A 23,275-nucleotide genomic window follows, 5' to 3' on the forward strand; every position below is an offset into this window, starting at 1 on the left:
AAGCTTGCGCTAGCGTGACGCAACGGTGTGACAGGGGTATTACAGCAACATTCTGTTAATCAACATCAACCTTATCAGGCTTTGCGTTGCAAGGTGACAAAGGCGTAAGGCAGGCCGGATTTCTCCGAAACATGCGCTTCGCGCGCGGTTTCTTGCCACACGGCATGATCCACGGCGGGGAAAAACGCATCGCAATCGAACGTCTGGCCGATTTCCGTGACGATCAGGCGCTGCGCCAGGGCCAGCGACTGTTTATAGATGTCGGCGCCGCCGATGACGTAGCCTTCGGCGCCATCCAGCAGGGCGATGGCCGCTTCCAGCGACGGCGCCGCTTCCACGCCTTCATGGCGCCAGTCCGGATTGCGCGTGATGACGATGTTGCGGCGGTTCGGCAGCGGGCGGCCGATGGAATCGAAGGTCTTGCGGCCCATGAGGATGGGGTGGCCCGTCGTCAAGCGCTTGAAATGCGCCAGGTCTTCCGGCAATTTCCACGGCAGGGTGTTGTTGATGCCGATGCCGCCTTGCTGGTCGGTGGCGACGATGATGGTCAGTAAGCTCATTGGTTCTGTGAAAAAGGTGGGGGCGAGGCCCGATGCCCGTCATTATCGTTGAAATTGCCGGCTGCCTCCAGATGCGCACGCATGGCTTGCGCCAGCGCGCCTGGCGCTTCCAGCGGAATCATGTGGCCGGTATCGTCTTTCAGTATGTGCAAGGTGGCTTGCGGCAGGCGGGCGGCCATGGCGCGCAGGTCGTCGGGATCGACGAGCTTGTCGTCTTCGGCGCCCACGATCAGCACGGGGAAATCGAGTTCCGGCAAGCGCGCCATCAGGTCGGGGCGGTCTATCGTTGTGAGAAATTGTGCCAGCAGCACTTCCTTGCCCAGGTCCAGCCCCATCTGCTGGATCAGGCCCGTGATGGCGCCGTCCTGCAAGTGCGACGGGTGCAGCAATTCGCGCAGGCGCTGGCGCGTGATGCCCGTATAGGCATTGCGCTCGAGCATGGCGACGATGCGCTGGCGCGCTTCGACCTCCGCCGGCAGCAAACCTTTGGCCGAATTGGCGATCAAAGTGAGGGACTTCACACGCTGCGGATGCGCCAGCGCGTGTTCGAGCGCCAGGTAGGCGCCCAGCGAAAAGCCCACCAGATGGGCTTGCGGAGCGCTGTGGCTGGCGATCATCTGCTGCATCTGCGGGCGCGTGCGCGCCTGGTGCAGGGGTACGTGCCGCAGCTCAAAGGCGTCGCCCAGGGCAGGCGTCAGGCGCGACCACAGGCGTGCGTCGCACAGGGTGCCAGGAATGCAGTCGAGTCGTATATTGATCAAGGACAAACCTAGTGTGAAAAATTTTTGTCGAGCGGCATTATCCGTCATTTTGCGCATGGGGACAGCGGCACGATTTTTCCGTATGGCATTATTTTCAATAGTGCGCGGCTGGCAAGCCGGAACTTTATGGTAGGCTCATGGCTCATCAAGCCGGCGTGCCGGCGACGTGACCTGAAACACCGAATGCAACCCCCACATTAAAGAGGAATTACCATGGCGATCAGTTTGCAAAAAGGCGGCAATGTCAACCTGAGCAAGGAAGCTCCCGGCTTGAAGAAAATCGTGATTGGCCTGGGCTGGGACCCGCGCGCCACCGATGGCGCCGCTTTTGACCTGGACGGCAGCGCCTTCCTGCTGAAAACGGATGGCAAGGCCCGTTCCGATGCCGATTTCATTTTTTATAACAACCTGAAGTCGGCTGACGGCTCCATCGTCCACGCGGGCGACAACACCACGGGCGGCGGCGATGGCGACGACGAGAAAGTGGCCGTCGACCTGGCCAGCGTGCCCGCCGACATCGACAAGATCGCCATCGCCGTCACGATCCACGACGCGGAAAACCGCAAGCAGAACTTCGGCATGGTCGGCAAGGCCTACATCCGCTGCCTGAACGGCGACAACGGCGCGGAAATCGCCCGCTACGACCTGTCGGAAGACGGCTCGACGGAAGCGGCCATGATCTTCGGCGAAATCTACCGCGCCGGCAGCGAATGGAAATTCAAGGCCATCGGCCAGGGTTTCAAAGGCGGCCTGGGACCACTGGCACGCTCGTTCGGCATTAATGCCTAAGAGCTCCGGAAAACGGCCCATGGCGGCGTTGCGTCACCTCGCCGTACTATTCGTACTGTCTTCGGTGACGCGCCTTGCCCTGAACCGTTGTCCGAAGCTCTTTTAGCTTTGTATAGAACCCAGAACGGCGGCCCATGGCGGCGTTGCTCCGCCATGGACTGACTGTACATTCGTACTGTCTTCGGACGACGCGCCTTGCCTTGAGCCGTTGTCCGAAGCTCCCACACCTGAATAAATAATCGCATGGAAAACCTGATCAAGGGGCAGCGCCTGGCGCTGTCCGGCCTCGTCACGGGCAATGTCGTGCAACTGGGGCTCGCCAGCGCTGGCGTGCCGCTGGACTTTGCCTGTTTCGGCCTCGACGCCAACGGCAAGCTGTCCGACGACCGCTACATGACTTTCTTTAACCAGCCGCGCACGCCGTGCGGCGGCGTGGAAGCGGCGGCGCCGTCCGGCGATGCAGCCGGTTTCAGCTACCAGCTGGACCGTTTGCCTGCCTCCATCGAGCGCCTCGTCGTCACGGCCGCCATCGATGGCGCGGCCACCATGGCGCAGCTGGGCAGCGGCTACCTGCGCTTGCAGGACGGCGGGCGCGAGCTGGCCCGCTATACGTATGCGGGATCTGATTTTGCGCAAGAAAAAGCCGTCATGCTGGGCGAGTTCTACCGCAAGGACGGCGGCTGGCGCTTCATGGCCGTGGGCCAGGGCTTCAATGGCGGCCTGGACGCTCTGGTCGCCCATTTCGGCGGTGAAGTGGCGCAGGCGGCAGCGGAGCCGGCGCCGCCGCCAAAAATTTCCCTGTCGAAAATCTCGCTGACCAAGGCGGGCCAGACGCACAAGGTGTCGCTGCAAAAAGGCGCGGGCGCGCCGGGCAAGCTCACCGTCAAGGCCACCTGGGTCGATAACGGCGATGGCGACGACGATAACGACGACCTCGATTTAAGAGTCGGCATCCTCTTGCCGAACGGCCAGATGCGCTTCATCCAGGCGCCCGATACGCCGGGCAGCTTCGACGTCATGCCGTATGTGCGGCACCTGGGCGACGTGGCGGGCGCATCGGGCAAGGAACCGGCCACGGAAACGGTGGAAGTCAATCCCGCGCTGGCGCAACAGTACGGCGGCACGGTGGGCCTCGTCTTCAGCGTGTATTCGGCGTTGGCCAATGGCGCCGTGTCGGTCGCTTCCATGCGGCCGAAGATGGTCATGCAATATGGCGAGCAGATCGTCGAGTGCGCGTACGACTTCCGCCTGTCCAAGGCGGCCGAGGACGATTCCGTCTACACCTATGTGATCGGCATGGCGCGCATCACGCCCGACAGCATCATCCTCGAACCGTCCGGCAAGACATCGGAACCGGGCAGCGAAGCGACCCCGTGGCTGAGCTGGCAGGGCGAGAACCTGCAACTGGCCTTCAACGGTCCCGTCGTCTTCAAGGGCGAGGACAAGGAAGACGAAGATGATTTTAACGCGGACAATCCGCGCCGCTATATCGCCTAGGAGGCACTGATGGAAACCTTGTCCAAGGGACAGCGCTTGCCGCTGGCCAATCTCGTTCCCGACGGCGTGCTGCAGGTGGGCGTCGCCGCGCAGGGGCTGGCGCTCGACGTGGCCTGTTTCGGCCTCGACGCCAGCGGCAAACTGGCCGACGAGCGCTACATGACCTTTTTCAACCAGCCGCGCACGCCGTGCGGCGGCGTGGAAGCGCGGGCCGGCAGCGGCGGCGACATGGCCGAGTTTGCCTTGCAACTGGCGCGCTTGCCGGCCGGCATAGACCGCCTCGTCGTGACGGCGTCCATCGATGGCGGCGGCGTGATGTCGCAGCTGCAAGCCGGCCACGTGCGCCTGCAGGCGGGCGGACGCGAGTTGGCCCGCTTCGCCTTCGCTGGTAGTGATTTCGCACAGGAAAAAGCCGTGATGCTGGCGGAAATCTACCGCAAGGATGGCGGCTGGCGCTGCATGGCCGTGGGGCAAGGCTTCAATGGCGGACTGGATGCGCTGGTGCGCCACTTTGGCGGCGAAGTCGACCAGGCCGCTTCTGCTGCCCCTGCGGCGGTTTCGGCCGTCATGCAGGCAAAGATCAACCTGGAAAAACGGGTTGAACGGGAAGCGCCGCAACTGGTCAGCCTCGTCAAGCAGGCGGGCGTGTCGCTGCAAAAAGTGGGATTGCTTGACCACCGCGCCAAGGTGTGTTTGTGCCTGGATATTTCCGGCTCCATGGGCCGACTATATAAAGAGGGGCTGGTGCAGCGCTTTGCCGAACGCATCCTGGCCTTGGGCTGCAAGTTCGACGACGATGGCGAAATCGACGTTTTCTTGTTCGGCAAGAATGTCCACCATCCGGCGCCCATGGCCTTGAGCAACTGCAATACCTACGTGGGCCAGGCCATACAGCGCCATCCGCTGGAAGGCGACACGCGCTATGGCGCCGCCATGCAGGCGATACGCGCATTTTATTTCCCCGATGGCGCCGGCGGCGAACGCACGCGGCCCGTCGCCGCGGAATTGCCCGTGTATGTCATGTTCGTTACCGATGGCGGCACGAGCGACCAGGCGACGACGGAGAAACAATTGCGCTGGGCCAGCCATGAGCCGATCTTCTGGCAATTCATGGGCATCGGCAAGGGGCGTAAATCGAAAAGCAAGTTCCTCGCCGCCTTTGCCGATTCCGACTTCCCCTTCCTGGAAAAGCTCGACGAATTGCAGGGCCGCCTGGTCGACAATGCCAATTACTTTTCCGTCAGCTCGCCCGACGAGCACAGCGATGCGGAACTGTATGACTTATTGATGACGGAATATCCGGGCTGGCTGAAGCTGGCGCGCGGCAAGGGCTTGTTGAGGTAGCGCAAAGGTGGCGTAAAGGTCATCGGATGAGGCTATGCGACCACAAGTGCGAGAGATTTGTAAATTGAAGTAAATAACAATGGTTCGCATTTGCTTTGCTCCTTGCAATCGTGGCATGCTTTGAGAATGTGCTCTCACGCTGCGGCGTAGTGCCTCATCCGTAGCGTCTCGATTATTTTTTAAGCAAATGCATAAAATCCTCTTTCACTGTCTGGCGGGCGGCAGCCTGCTTGTGTCCGGCGCCGCTGTCCAGGCGCAAACCGTCACCGGCGATACCGTCGTCAAGCCCGCACCGGCCAAGGCGCCCGCCGTCGATGCTCCGGCTACCGTCAGCGTGACGGCCGAACGCCCCACGGGCCGCATCGACCGGCAAGTCTACGACGTCAAGTCCGACGTGGGCAGCACCAACGGCACGGCGGCCGATGCCTTGAACAATGTGCCTTCGGTGGCCGTCGACCCCGACGGTTCCGTGTCCTTGCGCGGCAGCAGCAATGTGCAGATATTGATCGATGGCAAACCGTCGGCCATGCTGCAGGGCGATTCACGGGGTGCCACGTTGAACGCCATGGCGGCCGACGATATCGAATCCGTGGAAGTGATCAACAATCCCGGCGCCCAGTTCGGCAACGAAGCCGGTGGCGGCCCGATCCTGAACCTGGTGATGCGGCGCAACCGCAAACCGGGAGGCTTTGCCACCGTCAACGCGAATGCGGGCATCGCCGGGCGCTACAACAGCTCCGTCTCCGGCACCTACAATGAAGGGCCGTGGGGCTACCAGGGCGGCATCAACGTGCGCCATGACGGCCGCAATTCCGTGGGCGAGGTCAGCCGCGAACGCCTGGACCGCGGCACGGGCGCCTTCGCCCCCAGCAGCCAGAGCTCCACCAACAATGGCTTGAACGATTCGCTGGGCTTGCACGGCACCGTCAATTACAACCTGAACGCGAATGACACCCTGGCCGCCAGCGTGTCGTACAACGGGCGCAGCAACGACCAGCGCTCGCTGGACCGTTATATCAACGGCGACAGCACGGGCAACACCATAGTCGACTATGTGCGCAGCACCGTGCGCAACGGCGACAGCCGCAACTACAGCTGGGGCGGGCGCTATGACCACAAGGGCGAGTTGCCCGGCGAAACCCTGAAAATCGACTTGCGCGTGTCGTCGTCCACCAACGAGAGCGACAGCGATTACGCGAATGCCTATGCGATCGCGCCCGTCAACGCGTTTGACAGCCGCGCGCGCCAGCATAGCGAGACGGGCAACCGCATCGTCGACTTCAGCGGCGACTACGAGCGTCCGCTGGCGGGCGGCACGGCCAAGCTGGGCTACAAGGTGGCCGACAACAAGAGCAGTTTCGACACTTTATATACGGACATCAATCCGGCCAGCCTGGCCGAGACCGTCAATCCCATGCGCAGCAACCGTTTCGAGCTCGACGAGCGCACCATCGCGCTGTACGGCTCTTACCAGATGCGCCTGAGCGAACGCTGGGGCGCGCTGGCCGGCTTGCGCGCCGAATACACGGACTTGAACGTGCGCCAGATCACCAGTGGCGTTGAGGCTGGCAACAATTACGTCAACTATATTCCCAGCCTGTTCGCCACCTATAAAGTCAGTGACGAGAGCAATTTGCGCTTCAGCTACGCGCACCGCATCCGCCGCCCGAATGCGGGCGATTTGAACCCCTACGTGGTCTACCGCGACGAGTTCAATGTGTCGGCCGGCAATCCCAAGCTGAAACCCACGCAGACGGATTCCTTCGAAATCGGCTATGAAACGAAGATCGCGGGCCTGGAAAGCAGCTTGCGCGCCTACCACCGGCGCGACACGGACGCCATCGTCGATTACCGCTATTTTATTAGCGACAATGTGCTGCTGACCACGCGGGAAAACGGCGAAGGCAGCCATTCGAGCGGCCTGGAATTCAGCGTCAGCGGCAAGCTGACGCCATCCCTGACCCTGAACACGAGCGGTAACCTGGCGCGCAGCCAGCAGACGAGTTCCGACGACCTGGGCAACCGCAGCACGCGCACGGCCAACGCACTGAGCGGCCGCGCGCGCCTCAATTACCAGATCAATGCGGATAACCAGCTGCAACTGGCCCTGCAAATGCAGGGCAAGATGCTGTCGGGACAGGGCTACCGCTCGCCGAACAACACGCTGAACCTCAGTTTACGCCACACGGTGACGCCGCAATTGAGCCTGGTCATGAATGTGACCGATGTGTTCAGCAGCAACAAGATGGAAACCGTCATCAACAGCGCCTCGCTGCGCGAGACGAGCACGCGCCGTTTTGACGGCCGCATGATTTATGTGGGCTTGTCGTACCGCCTGGGCGGCGCCACGTCGGCGGCCAAGGAGGGCGAACGGGAGCCGCGCTTCGGTCCGCCGGGCGGACGGGGGCCAGGCGGTCCCGGTCCCGGCGGACCGGGCGGCGAAGCAGGCTAGGCCGCCCACGCGATTTCGTGCAGGAAGTCGATGAAATCGTCCATATGGAGCTCGAAGCGCCATTCGCCTGCGCCATGTCTGGCGCGGTACACGGGCAAGTCGCCGTCGATGCTTCTTTCTTCCAGGTGCACGCAGTACGGGTCGCCGCCCGCATCGGCAATCACCACGAGCTTCGACTGCCAGCTCGCGATGTTGTGATGATGCACGGCATGGACGGCGTAGCCGTGCTGGGCCTTCACCAGCTCCGCCGCGCCGTACAGATGCAGGCCCTGCGGGAAGCGCTTGCCGTCGACATGCACGCGCAGCGGCGAATAGAATTGCAGGAAATGGCGGTAGATTTCCGGTAAGACCCATTGCGCGTCGATCTCGGCCATGTCCTTGGCGCTGGCCATGGTCAGCCAGTTCGACGGTTGCGCCAGGTCTTGCTCGCGCTGGCGCCGCAGCGCCAGTTTCCGCTCCAGGAAGGCGGCTGCTACTTGCAGGCGCGACCGCGGCTTGGCCAGCGTCTCATGCTTGGCGGGCGCCTTGTAGCCTGCACCGTCAGGGTAGCCGTCCGCTTGCCAGTCCAGCACGGCGCTTAGTCGCAGCTGCTCTGCCTTCCAGTGGCCGGGATCGGACGGCAAGTCCTGGTCAAACGGCTGGCGGCTGAACACGGCCAGGCTCTTGATCGCCTTGGCGCGCACTTCCAGCCTGGTGGCGCCGGACGCTGCCAGCGCCACCAGGGGCGCATACGCGTCCACGCCTATACTTTTCAGCAAGCCATCGACGCCCCAGTACGCCAGTGCGGGCTGCTCCAGTGCCCAGGCGAAAAAGGCCGCATGTTGACTGCCTTCCACCAGATGCACGATATCCGTCATCAAAAAGGTGCGCCAGTGCAGCAGTTGTCCATCGCGCGCATACGCCGTCAGGATGTCGAGCACGGCCAGCCTGTCGTCCGCGGCATGCTTTTTCAGCAGCCGCTCTTTCAGCCTGGCGAACTTGCTGCCATCCGTTTCGTCAAACAGCTTGCGGTGCAGGGCGGCGAGTGCTGTGACCGCCATCAGACGGCCATCGCCGCCTTGATGGGCGCGTGGTGTTCATAGCCTTCCAGCGAGAAATCCGACGGTTCGATCTTTTCCAGCCATTCCGGCTCGTACTTGCCCGTCTTCGCGTAGTCGGGCACGCGCTCGGAAATGACGAAACGGGGCGCCGGGAACGGCGTGCGCTTCAATTGTTCTTCCACCATGTCGAGGTGGTTTTCATAGATGTGCGCGTCGCCGATGAAGTAGGTGAACCAGCGCGGCGTGTAGCCCGTCAGGCGCGCCACCAGGTGCAGCAGGGCGGCGCCTTCGGCGATGTTGAACGGCGTGCCCAGGCCGATATCGTTGCTGCGTACATATAAACACAGCGAAATTTCGCGCGTGCTGGCGTTCGGGATGAACTGGTACAGCAAATGGCAGGCGGGCAGGGCGACGGCGTCCAGCACGGCCGGGTTCCAGCCGTGGAACAGGATGCGCCGGCTGCCCGGATTGGTCATGATGGTGTCCAGGCATTCGCGCAACTGGTCGACGGCCTTGTACAGCAGCACTTTTTGCACGCCGTTCTCGACGATGGGGGCGACCAAGCTAAAGCCGTTCGCTTGCGCATCGGCGATCTGTGCGGGCTGGTCGGCGTCGAGCAGCTTATATGCGGGCCATTGGCGCCATTGCACGCCGTACACGGGGCCCAGGTCATCCTCGCCTTCGCGGTAGGGGTTGGCCAGCCATTGCGCGTTTTCATTGGCGTTCTGGTCCCAGACCTTGCAGCCCAGGGCGCGGAACTCGGCCGCGTTGCGCGAGGCGCGCAGGAAGGCGCACAATTCGCCGATCACGGATTTGAAAGCCAGTTTCTTGGTTGTCACGGCAGGGAAGTTGCCGTTGGCCAAGTCGAAACGCATCATGGCGCCCGGCACGCTCAGGGTGCGGATGCCCGTGCGGTTGTCTTGCCAGCTGCCCGTTTCGAGCACGGTCTTGATCAAATCTTGATATTGCTGCATGTATTTCTCCAACGGTAAGGATGGTGATTGTAACGCAGGCGCGACAGGCGGGCCGCGGCCCACGCACATAATTACGCTGCCGTCTTACCTGCAAACATGACTCTGTGGTAATTTGTGTGTCCTTGAAGAAATACATAGAAACGGCAGATGCTGCACCATGTTCTTGCGACAATTTGTAAATAATAATAACGCCGCCGTGGTGGAGATGAGCAGGGCCGATTTTCTCAAGGCCAACCTGCGCCTGATCCTCGCCTGGCCCTTGCTGGGGCTGGTCCTGTGCGCGGTATTGTGGACGGCCACCTTGCTGCAGCTGGAAGCGGAAAAGAAGGTGGCGCAGCAGCAGGCGCTCGACAGCGTGTCTTCCTTGTCGAAAGCATATGGCCAGTATCTGCTGCGCACCCTGGAGCAGATGGACCAGCTGACCTTGCAGCTCAAGTATGAATGGGAAAACTCGCGCGGCCAGCTGCGTCTCGACCAATTGAAGACGCAGGGCATGTATGCCTTGCCGCAATTTGCCATCGTCGCCATCCTCGACCGCAAGGGCCATCCCGTGACGGCCACGGCGCCGTTGCAGCGTTTGCGCGTCAACGAGCGCAGCGATTTCCTGTTGCGCCACTGGCGCAGCAATTCCAGCGCGCTGCGCATCGCGCTGGGGAGGGCCAGCGAGGCGGCCCCGTCAGCGCCGGGCGCCGGCGAAAGCCTCGTGCATTTCACGCGCCGGCTGGAAGACGAGGATGGCAACTTCGACGGCGTGCTGCTCATTTCCATCCATTCCAGCTATTTTTCCGAATTCTATAACAGTGTCAATTTTGGCAAGTTCGGCATGTCGGCCATGGTGGGCGAAGAGGGCGAGCTGTTCAGCACTCGCCTGGGTTCGCGGGTGCTGCCGACGCAGAGCGGCCAGGGCACGCCGTTTCTCGACACCAGCTTCCTGGAAACGGAAAGCGGCGCCCTGCATTCGGGCGGCAGGATAGCTTTTTCCGACAAGCAAAATCGCTATGTGGGCTGGCAGGCGCTGAAAGCCTATCCGTTTACGGCCGTGGTCGGACTGTCGGACGGCGAAATGCTGCATCCCTACGAGGAAACGCGCACGATCTATCTCGGCATCGCCCTGGCCGTCACCGTGCTGCTGCTGGCCTTTGCCGCCGTCGCCACCGTGCTGTCGCTGCGCCTGGCGTGGCGCCACCACCAGTCCGAAGGCGTGCGCAATGCCTACCGCATGGCCACCGAAGGCACGAGCGACGGCTTTTATATCATCGCCGCCCTGCGCGGCGCGGATGGCAGCATCCTCGACTTCGAGATCGTCGACTGCAACGAGCCGGGCGCCGGCTACTTCGGCGTGCGCCGCGAACAGTTGCTGGGCATGCGCCTGCAGTCGCGCGCCCACGAGCCGTATTTCCGCGACTTGATCCATAATTACCGGGCCGCCATGGTCTCCGGCTTTTCCGAGGAAGAGATCGAGTTGCCAGAAGGCAACCCCTTCAAGCTGCGCTGGATACGCCGGCGCCTGGTGCGCAGCGGCGACCGCCTGGCCGTCACCCTGCAAGACATCAGCACGGCCAAGGAGCACGAGCGCGACTTGCGCCGCCTGGCCAATGAAGACGGCTTGACGGGCTTGCCCAACCGCTACTGGCTGCAGCAATTCCTGCCCGGCGCCCTGGGCCGCGCCGCCATCGCGCGGCACATGCTGGCGCTGCTGTTCATCGACCTGGACGGCTTCAAGGATATCAACGACACGCAGGGCCACGCGGAGGGCGACAAGGTGCTGCGCGCCGCCTCCTTGCGCCTGAAGGCCGTGCTGCGCCCGGGCGACCACGTGGTGCGCCTGGGCGGCGACGAATTCGTCGTCGTGCTCGACCCGGTGGAGGACGACAGCCGCGCCGAGCAGGTGGCGCAGCGCATCGCCATCGCCTTCGACGAACCGTTTTACCTGGGCAGCGAACGCCACAAGATGGGCGCCTCGATCGGCATCAGCCTGTATCCGCGCGATGGCGCTGAGACGGAAGTGCTGCTGAAGAACGCCGATATCGCCATGTATGCCGTCAAAGTGGCGGGCAAGGGCCATCACCGCTTTTTCCAGCCGGAATTGTTCGAAACCATCCGCAACCGCCGCGAACTGGAGCAAAGCCTGGTGGCGGCGCTGGAGCAGGATCAGTTCCTCGTCGTCTACCAGCCGAGGGTCGACGCCATGAGCGGGCAGCTGTGCAGCATGGAGGCGCTGGTGCGCTGGCACCATCCGCAGCACGGCATGGTGCCGCCGCTGGAATTCATTCCCGTGGCCGAGAGCAGCGGCCTGATTTCCCAGCTGGGCGAAGTCGTCATCGAAAAGGTGTGCCTGCAGATGGCGCGCTGGCAAGCCAGCGGACTGGAACTGGTACCAGTCTCCATCAACGTCTCGGCGCGCCAGTTCGGCCGCGGCGACGTGCACCAGGTGCTGGCGTCCGCGCTGACGCGCCACCGCATCGATGCGCGCCTGATCGAGGTGGAAATCACGGAATCGGCCATGATGGATGAACAGAACCGCGCCGTGGAGCAGCTGTCCGCCATCCGCGCGCTGGGCGTGCGCCTGCTGGTCGACGATTTCGGCACCGGCTATTCCTCGCTGTCGCAGCTGCAGAAGTTCGCCATGGATGGCTTGAAGATCGACCGCGCCTTCACCATGGAGCTGGGCCGCTCGGAGCAGGGCGAAGTGTTCGTGCGCGCCATCCTGTCGATGGCGCATGCGCTGGGCATGAGCGTGGTGGCCGAAGGGGTGGAGACGCGCGAGCAGCTCGACATCCTGCGCACCCTGCAATGCAATGAGGTGCAGGGCTATTTCATCTCGCGCCCCGTGCCGGCGGAACAGATGCTGTCGCTGATGCATCAGCGCTTTCTGATACCGCTTCCAGCCTCTGCATTGGCACTGTAGAAGGTCGTATGCGCAGGAAAAACAACGCCGTTTCATAAAAAGAGCGAACGTTCGCTTTTTTCTAAAAAATATTATATGCTTCGCTCATGCCGTCAGTGAATTGGAGTTCACGGCGGCAAGAAAAGTGCAAGACGGGGCAGCTGGATATGCCCGCGATAGTGTGCCGAAGACAATTTCATATAATAAAGAGAGACCAACTTGAAACATAAATATCTGCCCCTCCTGATCGTTGCCGCATTCGCCGGCATTTCCTCCACCGCACAAGCATCGGGCTACCGTTTCGGCTCGCAAAGCGTTTCCGCCCAGGGCACGGCCGATGCCAGCGGCGCCGAAGCGGCCGACGCATCGACCATTTTCTACAACCCGGCCGGCCTGTCGCGCCTGGAAGGCACGCAGTTCGTTGGCGGCGGCACTTTGGTGGTGCCGCATTCGACCTACACGGATGCGGGTTCGAAACCTTTCTTCCCTGGTAATCGCACGCCGTACGCGGCCACCAAGGACTATGCGCCGGACGCCGTATTCGCGCCTGCGCTGTACGCCAGCAAGAAAATCAATGACCAGTGGACCGTCGGTGCCGGCCTGTTCGTGCCGTATGGCGCCAAGCTCGACTACGGCAATGACTGGTATGGCCGCTACGCGATCACCAACATCAAGCTCGAAGCCATCGCCCTGAATCCTTCCGTGTCGTTCAAGCTGGACCAGCACCACTCGTTCGGTTTCGGCATCACGGCTGAATACATGAAGGCGGAACTGGGCCAGGGCGTGGACGTGCCGGGTTCGGTTGCCTTCCTGGGCAAGTTCGCGCCTAGCGCATCGCAGGCATTCCTGGCCAATATCGCCAAGACCCAGGGCCTGGCCGCCGCGCAAGCTGCGGGCGCGGCGTTGCAGGGCCAGATCAAGGATGGTCATGCGTCGATGGATGGTCATGACTGGGGCTTTGGCTTCAATCTCGGCTATCTGTACCAGCTGAACGAAGGCACGCGCTTCGGTATCGCTTACCGCTCGTCGATTTCGCACAAGCTCAAAGGCAGCACCATCTGGGACTTCTCGCAAGTGACGAGCAATCCTGCCGTGAACGGCTTCATCGCCAAGGCCTCGAACAAGGTCAATTCCGAGGCGCTGGTGGAACTGCGCACGCCGGAAACCCTGTCGATCAATGCCTTCCACCAGATGGATGATCGTTGGGCCTTGATGGGCGACGTCACCTGGACCCGCACTTCGCGCCTGCAGAACCTGGACATCCAGTTCCCTCCGACGGCGGAAGGCGCCGAGCGCATCCGCCAGAACTGGAAAGACACCTATCGCGTCTCGCTGGGCACCAACTATAAATATAGCGAAAGCTTGATGTTGCGCGCCGGTATCGCGCATGACCAGGCACCAGTGCGCAGCGCGGAACTGCGCCACCCGGCCTTGCCGGACAGCGACCGCATGCAGTACTCGATCGGCGCGAACTGGAAGCTGAACGCCAATTCCTCGATCGACCTAGCCTACAGCTATATCGACTTCAAGGACGCCAGTGTCAACTACACGAATGACTGCTCGCCTGTCAAAACTGGCTGCACCGGCAACGGTGAAACCACCAAGGGCCTGTTCAAGACCCGCATGCAGTTGATCGGTCTCGCTTATAACTACAAGTTCTAAGCAGGTAGTGGCGGCCAACCCGGCCGCCATGAAAGAAAAAAAGCGCCTTCGGGCGCTTTTTTTTTGGTGTCACGATTGTCAATTAATCCCTGGCGCGCATGGCCTCGTCCAGCAGGGTCAAGGCCAGCCGCACGCTGTCGTCCGGCAGTTCCAGCAACTGGTCTCCCACATACCATTCCACCACGCTGTGGCCGGGGAGGGCTGCGTGGCTGGCGCGGCTGAACAGCCAGATGCCGTGGTCGGCGGCCACCCGGTTGCGGATGGCGATGGCCCGTTCGCGCGAGACGGGCAAGTGCAGGTGCAGCATGTTCGCTTGCGGACTGGCGGGATTGACGGCAATGGCCGGGAAGTCGCGCAGCAGCGCGTACAGCCACTGCGTGCGCGCAAAATACCGCGGCATGGCGGCGAGGCGCGCGTCGAACTGCATGGCGGCGGCCACCACCCAGGGCGTGCGGTGCACGATATTGCCGCCCTGGCGGCGGAACCATTCGCGCGCCCGTTCGACGAACGGCCGGCTGCCGGCCAGCATGGCGCCGCCGAGGCCGCCGATGCCTTTGTACAGCGACACATACACGGAATCGAATCCGTCGCAGATGGCGGGCAGGGACTGGCCAAAACCCGCTTGCGCCTCCCACAGGCGCGCGCCATCCATGTGCAGGTGAATATTGTGCTCGCGGCAGTGCTGTTTGATCTGGCTCAAGTCTTCCCAGGAAGGGCACTGGCCGCCGATTTCGCGCATCGGCAATTCGACCTGCGCGGCGCCCAGATGATCGGGCACGGCGCGCAAGTCGTCCACCGTCCACGGGCGGTGCGGGTCGCCGATCATCAAACCCTTGAAGTGATCGAGCAATTCATGGTTGCCCCGCTCGTGGCGCAGGATGTGCGAGGTGGGATGCAGCGCCACCAGGCGCGAGCCCCGGTCCTGGCACGCCAGGCGCAGGGCCGTGACTTGCGTCATGGTGCCCGTGATGCAGAACACGGCCGCCTCGAAACCGAGCAGGCTGGCGATCTTGTTCTCGAACTGTTCGATCAGCGCGCCTTCGCCGTAGGTATCGTGCGCCACATCGTTGGCGTCGCACCAGGCGGCCATGGCGGCGAAGGTGGCGCTTGGGGCGGGCTGGCGGTGGCCCGGCAGGACGGTATGGCAGCGCTGGCGCAGTTCGAGTTCGGTCACGGTGGTTTCCTTACAGGGTGGCCGTGGCCAGTTTCGCGCCGAAGCCGATGAACATGGCGCCCACGCCGCCGCCCATGCCGGCCGACAGGCGGCGACGGCGGCGGAAGGTCTCGGCCAGGCGCGCGCCGACAAAAATGATGGCCGTCAGGTAGGTAAAGCTGATCACCTGGCAGATCAGGCCCAGGCCGATGAAGGACAGCACGGGATTCGGGAAGGCCGGGTCGACGAACTGGATGAAGAAGGAAATGAAGAACAAAATGGCCTTCGGGTTCATCAGGCTGATGATCAGGGCCTTGCGGAATGGGTCGCTTTCCTTGACGGGGGCAGGGACGGCCGCCGCTTCGCCTTCGGCCGGTGCCGGCGCGCGCAGCTTGCGCCAGCAGCCGATCAGCATCTGCAGGCCGATCCAGCCCAGGTAGGCCGCGCCGATGTATTTCACCACGTAGAACAGGGCCGGGCTGGCTTTCAGCAGCGAGGCCACGCCGCAGGCCGACAGCACCATCAGTATCAGGTCGCCGGCGAAGATGCCGAAGGCGCCCTGGTAGGCGGGACGCACGCCGCGCTGGGCGGCCACCGACAGCACATACATGGAATTGGGACCGGGCAGGATGACGATGAAGATGGTCCCCAATAAAAAGGTCCAGAAATCGGTGATGCCCAGGCTGGCGTGGAAAAGTGCGTTCATGGCTGTTTTTGCTTAGTTGATCTGTACGTTGTGAAATTGCAGTGCGGCAAGGTTCGCATAGATGCCTTTCATTGCGACCAGCGACGCATGCGTGCCCGTCTCGACGATCTTGCCGTCTTCCATGACGATGATGCGGTCGGCCCGCTGCACGGTGGCCAGGCGGTGGGCGATGATGACGGTGGTGCGGCCCACCATGGCCGCTTCCAGCGCCTTTTGTACCAGGCGTTCCGATTCCGCGTCCAGCGCGCTGGTGGCTTCATCGAGCAGCAGCAGCGGCGGGTTTTTCAGCAGGGCGCGGGCGATGGCGATGCGCTGGCGCTGGCCGCCGGACAGGCGCACGCCTCGTTCGCCGAGGAAGGATTTGTAGCCGTTCGGCAGGCGCTCGATGAATTCGTGGGCGGCCGCCATTTTCGCCGCCGCGATCACTTCTTCGTCGCTGGCGCCGGCGCGGCCGTAGCGGATGTTTTCCATGGCGTCGGCCGAGAAAATCACGGTATCCTGCGGCACGATGCCGATGGCGTCGCGCAGGGTGTGCAAGTCCAGCTGCTTGATATCCACGCCATCGAGGCGGATGCTGCCGCTTTGCGGGTCATAGAAGCGCAGGAACAGCTGGAACAGGGTGGTCTTGCCGGCGCCGGAAGGGCCGACGACGGCCACCGTTTCGCCGGCGCGGATGTCGAGGCTGACGTGGTCCAGCGCGTGGGTGTCCGGGCGCGACGGGTAGGAGAACATGACATTGTCCAATGTCAAGGCGGCGCCGGTCGCGGCGCGCGCGGGCAGCGGCAGCGGCGTGGCCGGCGAGGCGATTTCCGATTTGACGGCCATCAGTTCCAGCAGGCGCTCGGTGGCGCCGGCGGCGCGCTGCGCTTCGCCCATCACCTCGGACAGGGCGCCGATGGCGCCGGCCACGATGGAGGCGTACAGGATGAACTGGCCCAGGTCGCCGCCCGTCATCGAGCCTTCCAGCACGGCGCGCGCGCCCAGCCACAGCACGAAGACGATGGTGCCGAAGACCAGCAAAATCGCGATCATGGTCAAGAGGGCGCGGGCGCGGATGCGGCGCATGGCCGTCATGAAGGCGCCTTCGACGGAGTCGCCAAAGCGTTTCGATTCGATTTTCTCGTGCGTGAACGCTTGCACGGTGGGCATGGCGTTGAGGATTTCGCCGGCCATGGCCGATGCGTCGGCGATGCGGTCCTGCGAGTCGCGCGACAGCTTGCGCACCTTGCGGCCAAACACGATGATGGGCACGACGACGAGGATCAAGAGGCCGATGATGATGCCCGCCAGCTTGGCGCTGGTGACGAACAGCATCACCAGGCCGCCCAGGAACAGCAGCACATTGCGCAGCGCCATCGAGATGCTGGTGCCGACGACGGCCTGTATCAGGGTCGTGTCGGTCGTGATGCGCGACAGGACTTCGCCCGTCTGCGTGGTTTCAAAGAATTCGGGGCTTTGCGTGACGACGTGGCGGTACACGGCGCTGCGGATATCGGCCGTGACGCGCTCGCCCAGCCACGACACCGTGTAAAAGCGCGCGGCCGTGGCCAGCGCCAGGATGGACGCCACGCCGAACAGGGCGAGGAAGACCAGGTCGACGTGCTGGATGCTCTTCGAGCCGGCCGCGCCGCCGAAACCGAGGTCGATCATCTGCTTGAAGGCGGCGGGAATGGCCAGGGTGGAGGCGGCGGCCACCACCAGCGCGATACCGGCCAGGAAGAACTGCTTGCGGTACGGCGTCAAAAAGGGCATCAAGCCCTTGAAGGCGGCCAGGCTGCCTTTTTTCAGTTCGCGGCTGGTGCCGGTGTCGGGAGTCGATGCGGTGCTTGCTGTACTGGTACTGCCTGTTTCTGTGCTGGTTGTCATTGTTTTTCGCTTTGATTTACTTTTTGCTTGTCCGGGGTCAGTCCCGACGGGTCTGACCCCGGCATTTTATGCATTGCTTATAACTTCATCGGCTGGACATAGCCCGTCATTTCCAGGTAGGCGCGGCCCACCGGCTGGCCGTCGCGCTCCACCGTCACGGCGCCTTCCCAGTACACTGCCCCCGTCGAGCGGCGCGAATCGAGTTCCTGGTCCGCTTGCAGCGGCTTGATCTGCCAGCGCGTCGCGCCCGTGCGGATCTCGGTGGCGACCGGGTATTCGGCCTGCGTGCGGGGCGAACGCCACAGCTGCGTGGGCGTGAAATCGACGTCGCCTGGGGCGAACTGCGTCATCTTACCGGACGCGTCGCGCCATGTCGCGTGCGCCCATAGTTTAGCACCTGTCTTGCTGCGGATCTGGAAGGCCATCAGGGCGCCGCCGTCGTCGAGGTTGGCGCCTATCCAGTTCCAGCCGCTGGCGTCCGCATCGAGCACCTGGCTGGACCACTCGTGATCGAGCCAGGTGGCGCCCGTCACGGCTTCCGGCTTGCCGCCCGCGCGCGCGATCGTGCCCGTCGTGCGCAGCTGCGGCTTGCTGTAGTAGTAACTCGATTGCGCGGGCCGCGCGCCCTTGCGCGAGTAGCCGCCAACGCCTTGCAGCAGCACGGGCTGGGTGGGCGCGAGGGTCAGCTGCAAGTTGAATTCGCGCGCGGCCAGGCTGACCCGGTAGCTGCCATCCGTTTGCCGCTGCATGCGCCAGTCGTCGAGTTTGACGTCCGTGTCGCCCACCTTGGCGTAGGCCAGGCCGAAACCCTCGCGCGCGCTTTTCTCGTCGTGCAGCAGCTTGCCCACCTTGGGGTCGGACAGGGCCGCATGGCCGATGATCAGCTGTTTCGGCGCAAACGCGCTGGGGTTGTCCGTATCGGTGGCCGTGGCGCTGCGAAAGAAGGTCACCTGGTAGCCCAGCTGCTCGCCGCCGGCGGTTTTGACCCAGCCCGTGGCGTACCACCACTCCGTTTTATATGCGGGATGGGCGCCGAAGTCGTGCGGCAGGCGCAGGGTCTGGCCGGCCGGCAGCGGCGTGACGGGGGCAAAGGCGGGCGGTGCGGCCAGCGCAGGCAGCGCCAGCGCCAATGACAAGATGAAAACACGGCGCATTACCAGTCCTCCCTGACGGCGCGGATGGGGCCAGCGGACAAGGCTTGTCTGCCCGCGATCAGCGCCGTGGCGGCGGCCGCCGTCAGCAGGGCGCCGGCCACGGTGGCGATCAATGGCCACGGCAAGTGCAGCTGCATGGTCCAGTGGAACGATTGCGGATTGACGATGAAGACGAGCACAAAGCTGATCAACAGGCCCAGGATGAAACCGGTGGCAATGCCCAGCGCCGTCAGCGCGCCGCCTTCGAGCGCCAGGATGGACAAAATCTGCCCGCGCGTCACGCCCACGTGGCGCAGCATGCCGAATTCGCGGGCGCGCGCCAGGGTTTGCGCGGAAAACGTGGCGGCCACGCCGAACAGGCCGATGACGATGGCGATGGCTTCCAGCAGATACGTGACGGCGAAGCTGCGGTCGAAAATCTGCAGGCTCAGGGCGCGGATGGCCGACGGATTCGACACTTCCAGGCTGGCGCCGAACGGCAGCGCTTTCAGGCGCTGTTGCAGCGCGTCGCCCGTGGCGTCCTTGGCCAGCCACAGGGCGGCGTCGCTGACATCGAGGTCGCCCGTGAGCGCGCGGTAGTCGTCCAGCGGCATCTGGATGGCGCCGGAAGAGCGTGCATAGTCGCGCCAGATGCCGGCGATGAAGAACTTGTGCAAGCCGCCTGCCAGCGGCAGGGCTATCTGCTGGCCCGGTTTGACGTTGTACAGGTCGGCCGCCGCCTCCGACAGCCACACGGGCCGGCTACCTGCCGGCACGGGCAGGGTGTCACCCACCAGCACCATGCTCTTGCCCGGATCGGACAGCAGGATCGGGCGCGCCAGCAGCACCACATTCGGTCGGTCGGGCGCCAGCGACAGCGAGCGCAGGCGCTGGAAATCCACCCTGGCCACTTCGGGCAGGGCGGTGATGCTGGCCTGTTCGCGTGGATTCAAGCCTGCCGTGCCGCCGCTGGCGGCCGTGCGCGCATACACGTCGGCCGGCAAGATCTGCAGCAGCCAGTCGTCGACGGAAACGCGGAAGCTCGACACCATGATGGCCATCGCCACCATCAGGCTAAAGCTCGACAGCACGCCGCCGAGGGCGATGCCGGCCTGGCCCGAGGCGTTCGCCAGGCGGGCCAGGGTCAGGCTGCGCACGGGCGCATGCTGGCTGGTCTCCGTGCGCAGCCAGGCGCGCTGCAGGAAGCGGAAGACGACGGCGGCCAGTTGCGGCATCAGGGCGATGGCGCCGATCAGCAGCAGCGCGATGGACAGATAGCCGAACAGGGGCAGCTCGAACACGGGCGGCAGGAAGGTCAGGGCGCCGGCCAGCAGCAGGCAGACCAGCGCGGGCCAGGTTTTCGCCAGGCGCGTCGTCACGACTTCCTCGCTGCCCGATTTCAGGGCGATGGCGGGTGCCGCGCGCGCCGCTTCCAGCGCGGGCGCGGCGCAGCCCAGCAGGGCGACGCCGAGGCCGAGGATAAAATAGACGAAGGCGGCGACGGGCGTGAATTGCACCTGCGGCTGCACGCCCGCGAAATAGCCGGCGCCCAGGTCGCCGCCGAAGAAGCGCAGGGCCACGGCCGCCATGGCGTAGCCGCCCGCGATGCCCAGGCCGGCGCCGACGACGCCGAGGCTGGCGCCTTCCAGCAGCACCTGGCGCAGCAGCCGGCCCCGTTCCATGCCCAGCACGCGCAGCAGCGCGAACTGGCCGCGGCGGCGGATGACGGACAGCGCCTGCGTGGAAAAGACGAGGAACGCCCCCGTAAACAGGGCGACGAGGGCCAGCACCGTCAGGTTGACCCGGTAGGCGCGGCTGAGGTTATTGTTGCGGCTATTCTGGTTTTCGTCATTCGGCTGGCCCACCTGGAAACGCCCCGGGTACTGCGCTTCCAGCGCCCGCGCCAACTCGGCCTGGAAGGCGTCGCGGTTGACGCCCTGGCGCAGTTTCAAGTCGATGCGCGACAGCTTGCCCAGCTTGTTGAAGCGCCATTGCGCCGCGCCGATATCCATTACGGCGATGCGCTGGCCGGCGCGCGCGCGCTGCAGCGAACCGGCTACGCGCAGCGGCACCGTGCCCGTGCCCGATTGCAGGGCGACCTGGCCGCCTTGGGCGACAGCCAGCCAGCGCAGGGCGGCCGGCGATAAAAAGACGGCGTCGTCGGCCAGGGTGTCGAAAGGCTGGCCTTCGGCCGGCGCGCCGATCAGGTCGGGCGAGATGAAGCCGGCGCGGAAGACGTCGAGCGCCAGGATGTGCAGCGGGCCGCCATCCTTCTTGCCCGCCACCGTGGCCTGCAGTTCCAGCACGGGCGAAGCGACAGCCACGCCGTCGCGCTGCGCCAGCCATGGGTAGATGGCTTCATCGAACAGCGCTTCGCGCCCGGCCACCTGCACGTCGGCCTGGCCGGACAGGCTTTTGACGGCCGTGGAAAATTCATTGAAGGCGGCCGCGTTGATCAGGTGGATGGCAAAGCCCAGCGATACGCCGATGGCGATGGCCAGGATGGCGACGAGGGCGCGCACGGGATGCGCGCGCCATTCGCCCAGCAGCAGCCAGCGCGACAGCAGGCGCGTGCCCGCAGGATCGGCTGCCGGCGCACTCAATGCAGGCATTCGACGGCCAGGCGTTCGCCGGCGCGCCGTGCTTTCAATTGCGCCGCATCGCGGTTCTTGTCGCCCGCGCCGACGGCGTCCTGCGCCGCCCATTTCTGTTCCAGGCGCAGCTGCGCGCAGTGCTTCTCGTGGACTTCCTGCTGCCTGGCGCCCCGTTCGCGCGCCTGGTCTTCCAGCTGCTCCTGCTTCCTGCGCGCCGCTTCCATCTGGCTGGCCACCCGTTCCTGGCGCGTGGCCGCGCCTTTGTCGACGGCGGGCGGCGGCGCGGGGATTTCCAGGATTTGCAACTGGCCGGCCGTGCAGGGCGTGGCGCTATAGCTGCTCTGGCCATCCTTCACGCACTTGTAGACGTCCTGCGCACTGGCGGAACCGGCCAGCAAGGCCATGGCGCATAGCAGGAGGGTTGAGGGCTTCACAATATCTTCCCCGGATTCATGATGTTCTGCGGGTCCAGCGCCTGCTTCACGGCGCGCATCAGCTGCAGTTCCAGCGGCGACTTGTAGCGGGCGAGATCCGCCTTTTTCAGCGCGCCGATGCCGTGTTCGGCCGAAATCGAGCCCCCAAAAGCGTGCACCTGGTCATGCACGATGCGGTTGATCGCATCCTGGTTGGCGAGGAAATCCTGGTCCGTCATGCCGGCTGGCGGCGCCACGTTGTAATGCAGGTTGCCGTCGCCCAGGTGGCCGAAGCACACGAGCTGGCAACCGGGGAAGGCTGACTCGAGGGCCGCATCCGTGATGGCGATGAAATCGGCGATGCGGGAAATGGGCAGCGATATGTCGTGCTTGATGTTCTTGCCCGCCTGCGCCTGCGCCAGCGGGATGTGCTCGCGCAGTTGCCACAGTCCCTCGGACTGCGCCACGGAACTGGCGACGACGGCGTCTTCGATCAATTCGTCTTCCAGGGCCGCACCGATGCTCGCTTCCAGCAATTCCACGGCGTGCGCCTCGGACTGGCTGCTGGACAATTCGAGCAGCACATACTGGCCGTGGGCGTCGGCGAATGGGCGCGGCAGCTGCGGGAACTGCTCCGCCACCAGCTGCAGACAGTACTGCGACATCAGCTCGAACCCCGTCAGGCTGGCGCCGCAATGGTCCTGCATCAGGCTTAATAAACGCAGGGCATGGGCGGGCGAAGGCATGGCGGCCAGCGCCGTGATGCAGGCTTTCGGCTGCGGGTACAGCTTCATCACGGCGCCCGTGATCACACCCAGGGTGCCTTCGGCGCCGATGTACAGGTCGCGCAAATCGTAGCCCGTGTTGTCCTTGCGCAAGCCGCGCAAGCCGCTCCAGATCTCGCCCTGCGGCGTGACCACTTCCAGGCCCAGGCACAGCTCGCGCGTGTTGCCGTAGCGCAGCACGGCCGTGCCGCCCGCGTTGGTCGCCAGGTTGCCGCCGATGGTGCAACTGCCTTCGGCCGCCAGCGACAGGGGGAACAGGCAACCGGCGGCGCTGGCCGCTTCCTGGATGGTTTGCAGGATGCAGCCCGCGTCCACCGTGATGGTGCGGTTGACGGGATCGAGCGCGCGGATGCCGTTCAGGCGCGCCAGCGACAGCACGATGGCCGTGCCGGCGGCGTCCGGAATGCTGCCCAGGACCAGGCCCGTGTTGCCGCCTTGCGGCACGACGGGGACGCGCCATTGCGCGCAGGCGCGCAGGATTGCTGCCACCTGTTCCACGGTGGCGGGGCGCAGCACGGCCAGGGCCTTGCCCGTGAAACGGTCGCGCCAGTCGGTGAGGAAGGGCGCCGTGTCGGCGTCCAGGGTGAGGACGTAGGCGTCGCCCAGCAGGTCGCGGCAGGCGGCGAGGAAGTCGGCTTGGTCAGTCATGGGCTTGTCGT

General features: G+C 64.1%; 17 protein-coding genes. 6 read left to right on the plus strand and 11 right to left on the minus strand.

Annotation, left to right across the window (positions count from 1 at the left end):
* Positions 1-74: 74 nt before the first annotated feature.
* Positions 75-560 (minus strand): dihydrofolate reductase, encoded by a 486-nt coding sequence (locus tag NCG91_RS02345; RefSeq protein WP_251348406.1) that lies wholly within the window; start codon positions 558-560, stop codon positions 75-77.
* Positions 557-1,321, minus strand: a complete 765-nt coding sequence (locus tag NCG91_RS02350; RefSeq protein WP_251348407.1) for an alpha/beta fold hydrolase — start codon at positions 1,319-1,321, stop codon at positions 557-559. The genes NCG91_RS02345 and NCG91_RS02350 overlap by 4 nt, the downstream gene beginning before the upstream one ends.
* Positions 1,322-1,534: 213 nt before the next feature.
* Here NCG91_RS02350 and NCG91_RS02355 point away from each other — a divergent pair, with 213 nt between their 5' ends.
* From NCG91_RS02355 to NCG91_RS02370, 4 genes are all read left to right on the plus strand, one after another.
* Positions 1,535-2,110 carry a TerD family protein gene (locus NCG91_RS02355; RefSeq protein ID WP_099667617.1) on the plus strand — a complete coding sequence of 192 codons (576 nt, stop codon included), beginning with the start codon at positions 1,535-1,537 and terminating at the stop codon, positions 2,108-2,110.
* A 243-nt stretch (positions 2,111-2,353) separates the two neighbouring features.
* Positions 2,354-3,607 (plus strand): TerD family protein, encoded by a 1,254-nt coding sequence (locus NCG91_RS02360; protein ID WP_251348408.1) that lies wholly within the window; start codon positions 2,354-2,356, stop codon positions 3,605-3,607.
* Between the two features lie 9 nt (positions 3,608-3,616).
* A complete protein-coding gene (locus NCG91_RS02365) occupies positions 3,617-4,951 on the plus strand; it encodes a VWA domain-containing protein (RefSeq protein WP_251348409.1) in 1,335 nt (444 codons plus the stop codon).
* Positions 4,952-5,138: 187 nt separating this feature from the next.
* Positions 5,139-7,403: an outer membrane beta-barrel family protein gene (locus NCG91_RS02370; RefSeq protein ID WP_251348410.1), complete on the plus strand. Its 2,265-nt coding sequence runs from the start codon at positions 5,139-5,141 to the stop codon at positions 7,401-7,403.
* Here the strand turns inward: NCG91_RS02370 and NCG91_RS02375 are convergent.
* Both NCG91_RS02375 and NCG91_RS02380 read right to left on the minus strand, forming a co-directional pair.
* Positions 7,400-8,443: an SMI1/KNR4 family protein gene (locus NCG91_RS02375; RefSeq protein ID WP_251348411.1), complete on the minus strand. Its 1,044-nt coding sequence runs from the start codon at positions 8,441-8,443 to the stop codon at positions 7,400-7,402. The two genes, NCG91_RS02370 and NCG91_RS02375, sit on opposite strands and share 4 nt — an antisense overlap.
* Positions 8,443-9,417, minus strand: coding sequence for a thymidylate synthase (locus NCG91_RS02380; RefSeq protein WP_251348412.1), 975 nt, complete (start codon positions 9,415-9,417; stop codon positions 8,443-8,445). Before NCG91_RS02380 ends, NCG91_RS02375 begins: the two co-directional genes overlap by 1 nt.
* A gap of 157 nt (positions 9,418-9,574) precedes the next feature.
* Between NCG91_RS02380 and NCG91_RS02385 the strand changes: the two genes are divergently transcribed.
* The gene (locus tag NCG91_RS02385) at positions 9,575-12,325 is read left to right on the plus strand and encodes a bifunctional diguanylate cyclase/phosphodiesterase (RefSeq protein ID WP_251348413.1); all 2,751 of its coding nucleotides are present in this window, start codon (positions 9,575-9,577) and stop codon (positions 12,323-12,325) included.
* A 198-nt stretch (positions 12,326-12,523) separates the two neighbouring features.
* Entirely contained in the window at positions 12,524-13,966 is a 1,443-nt protein-coding gene (locus tag NCG91_RS02390) for an OmpP1/FadL family transporter (RefSeq protein WP_251348414.1), read from the plus strand.
* An 82-nt stretch (positions 13,967-14,048) separates the two neighbouring features.
* Here NCG91_RS02390 and NCG91_RS02395 read toward each other — a convergent pair whose 3' ends face one another.
* The 7 genes from NCG91_RS02395 to NCG91_RS02425 form a co-directional block, all read right to left on the minus strand.
* Positions 14,049-15,140 (minus strand): threonine aldolase family protein, encoded by a 1,092-nt coding sequence (locus NCG91_RS02395; protein ID WP_251348415.1) that lies wholly within the window; start codon positions 15,138-15,140, stop codon positions 14,049-14,051.
* A 10-nt stretch (positions 15,141-15,150) separates the two neighbouring features.
* The gene (leuE, locus tag NCG91_RS02400) at positions 15,151-15,825 is read right to left on the minus strand and encodes a leucine efflux protein LeuE (RefSeq protein ID WP_251348416.1); all 675 of its coding nucleotides are present in this window, start codon (positions 15,823-15,825) and stop codon (positions 15,151-15,153) included.
* Between the two features lie 12 nt (positions 15,826-15,837).
* Positions 15,838-17,691, minus strand: a complete 1,854-nt coding sequence (locus NCG91_RS02405; RefSeq protein ID WP_251348417.1) for an ABC transporter transmembrane domain-containing protein — start codon at positions 17,689-17,691, stop codon at positions 15,838-15,840.
* Between the two features lie 77 nt (positions 17,692-17,768).
* Positions 17,769-18,845 carry a lipocalin-like domain-containing protein gene (locus NCG91_RS02410; protein ID WP_251348418.1) on the minus strand — a complete coding sequence of 359 codons (1,077 nt, stop codon included), beginning with the start codon at positions 18,843-18,845 and terminating at the stop codon, positions 17,769-17,771.
* A complete protein-coding gene (locus NCG91_RS02415; RefSeq protein WP_251348419.1) occupies positions 18,845-21,436 on the minus strand; it encodes an FtsX-like permease family protein in 2,592 nt (863 codons plus the stop codon). The genes NCG91_RS02410 and NCG91_RS02415 overlap by 1 nt, the downstream gene beginning before the upstream one ends.
* Positions 21,424-21,852: a DUF4124 domain-containing protein gene (locus NCG91_RS02420; protein ID WP_251348420.1), complete on the minus strand. Its 429-nt coding sequence runs from the start codon at positions 21,850-21,852 to the stop codon at positions 21,424-21,426. The genes NCG91_RS02415 and NCG91_RS02420 overlap by 13 nt, the downstream gene beginning before the upstream one ends.
* Complete coding sequence (locus NCG91_RS02425) at positions 21,849-23,264, minus strand: FAD-binding oxidoreductase (protein ID WP_251348421.1); 1,416 nt, start codon at positions 23,262-23,264, stop codon at positions 21,849-21,851. Before NCG91_RS02425 ends, NCG91_RS02420 begins: the two co-directional genes overlap by 4 nt.
* Positions 23,265-23,275 lie beyond the last annotated feature (11 nt).

Origin of the sequence: Janthinobacterium kumbetense, from assembly GCF_023703445.1 — a bacterium.
Classification (GTDB): domain Bacteria; phylum Pseudomonadota; class Gammaproteobacteria; order Burkholderiales; family Burkholderiaceae_D; genus Janthinobacterium; species Janthinobacterium kumbetense.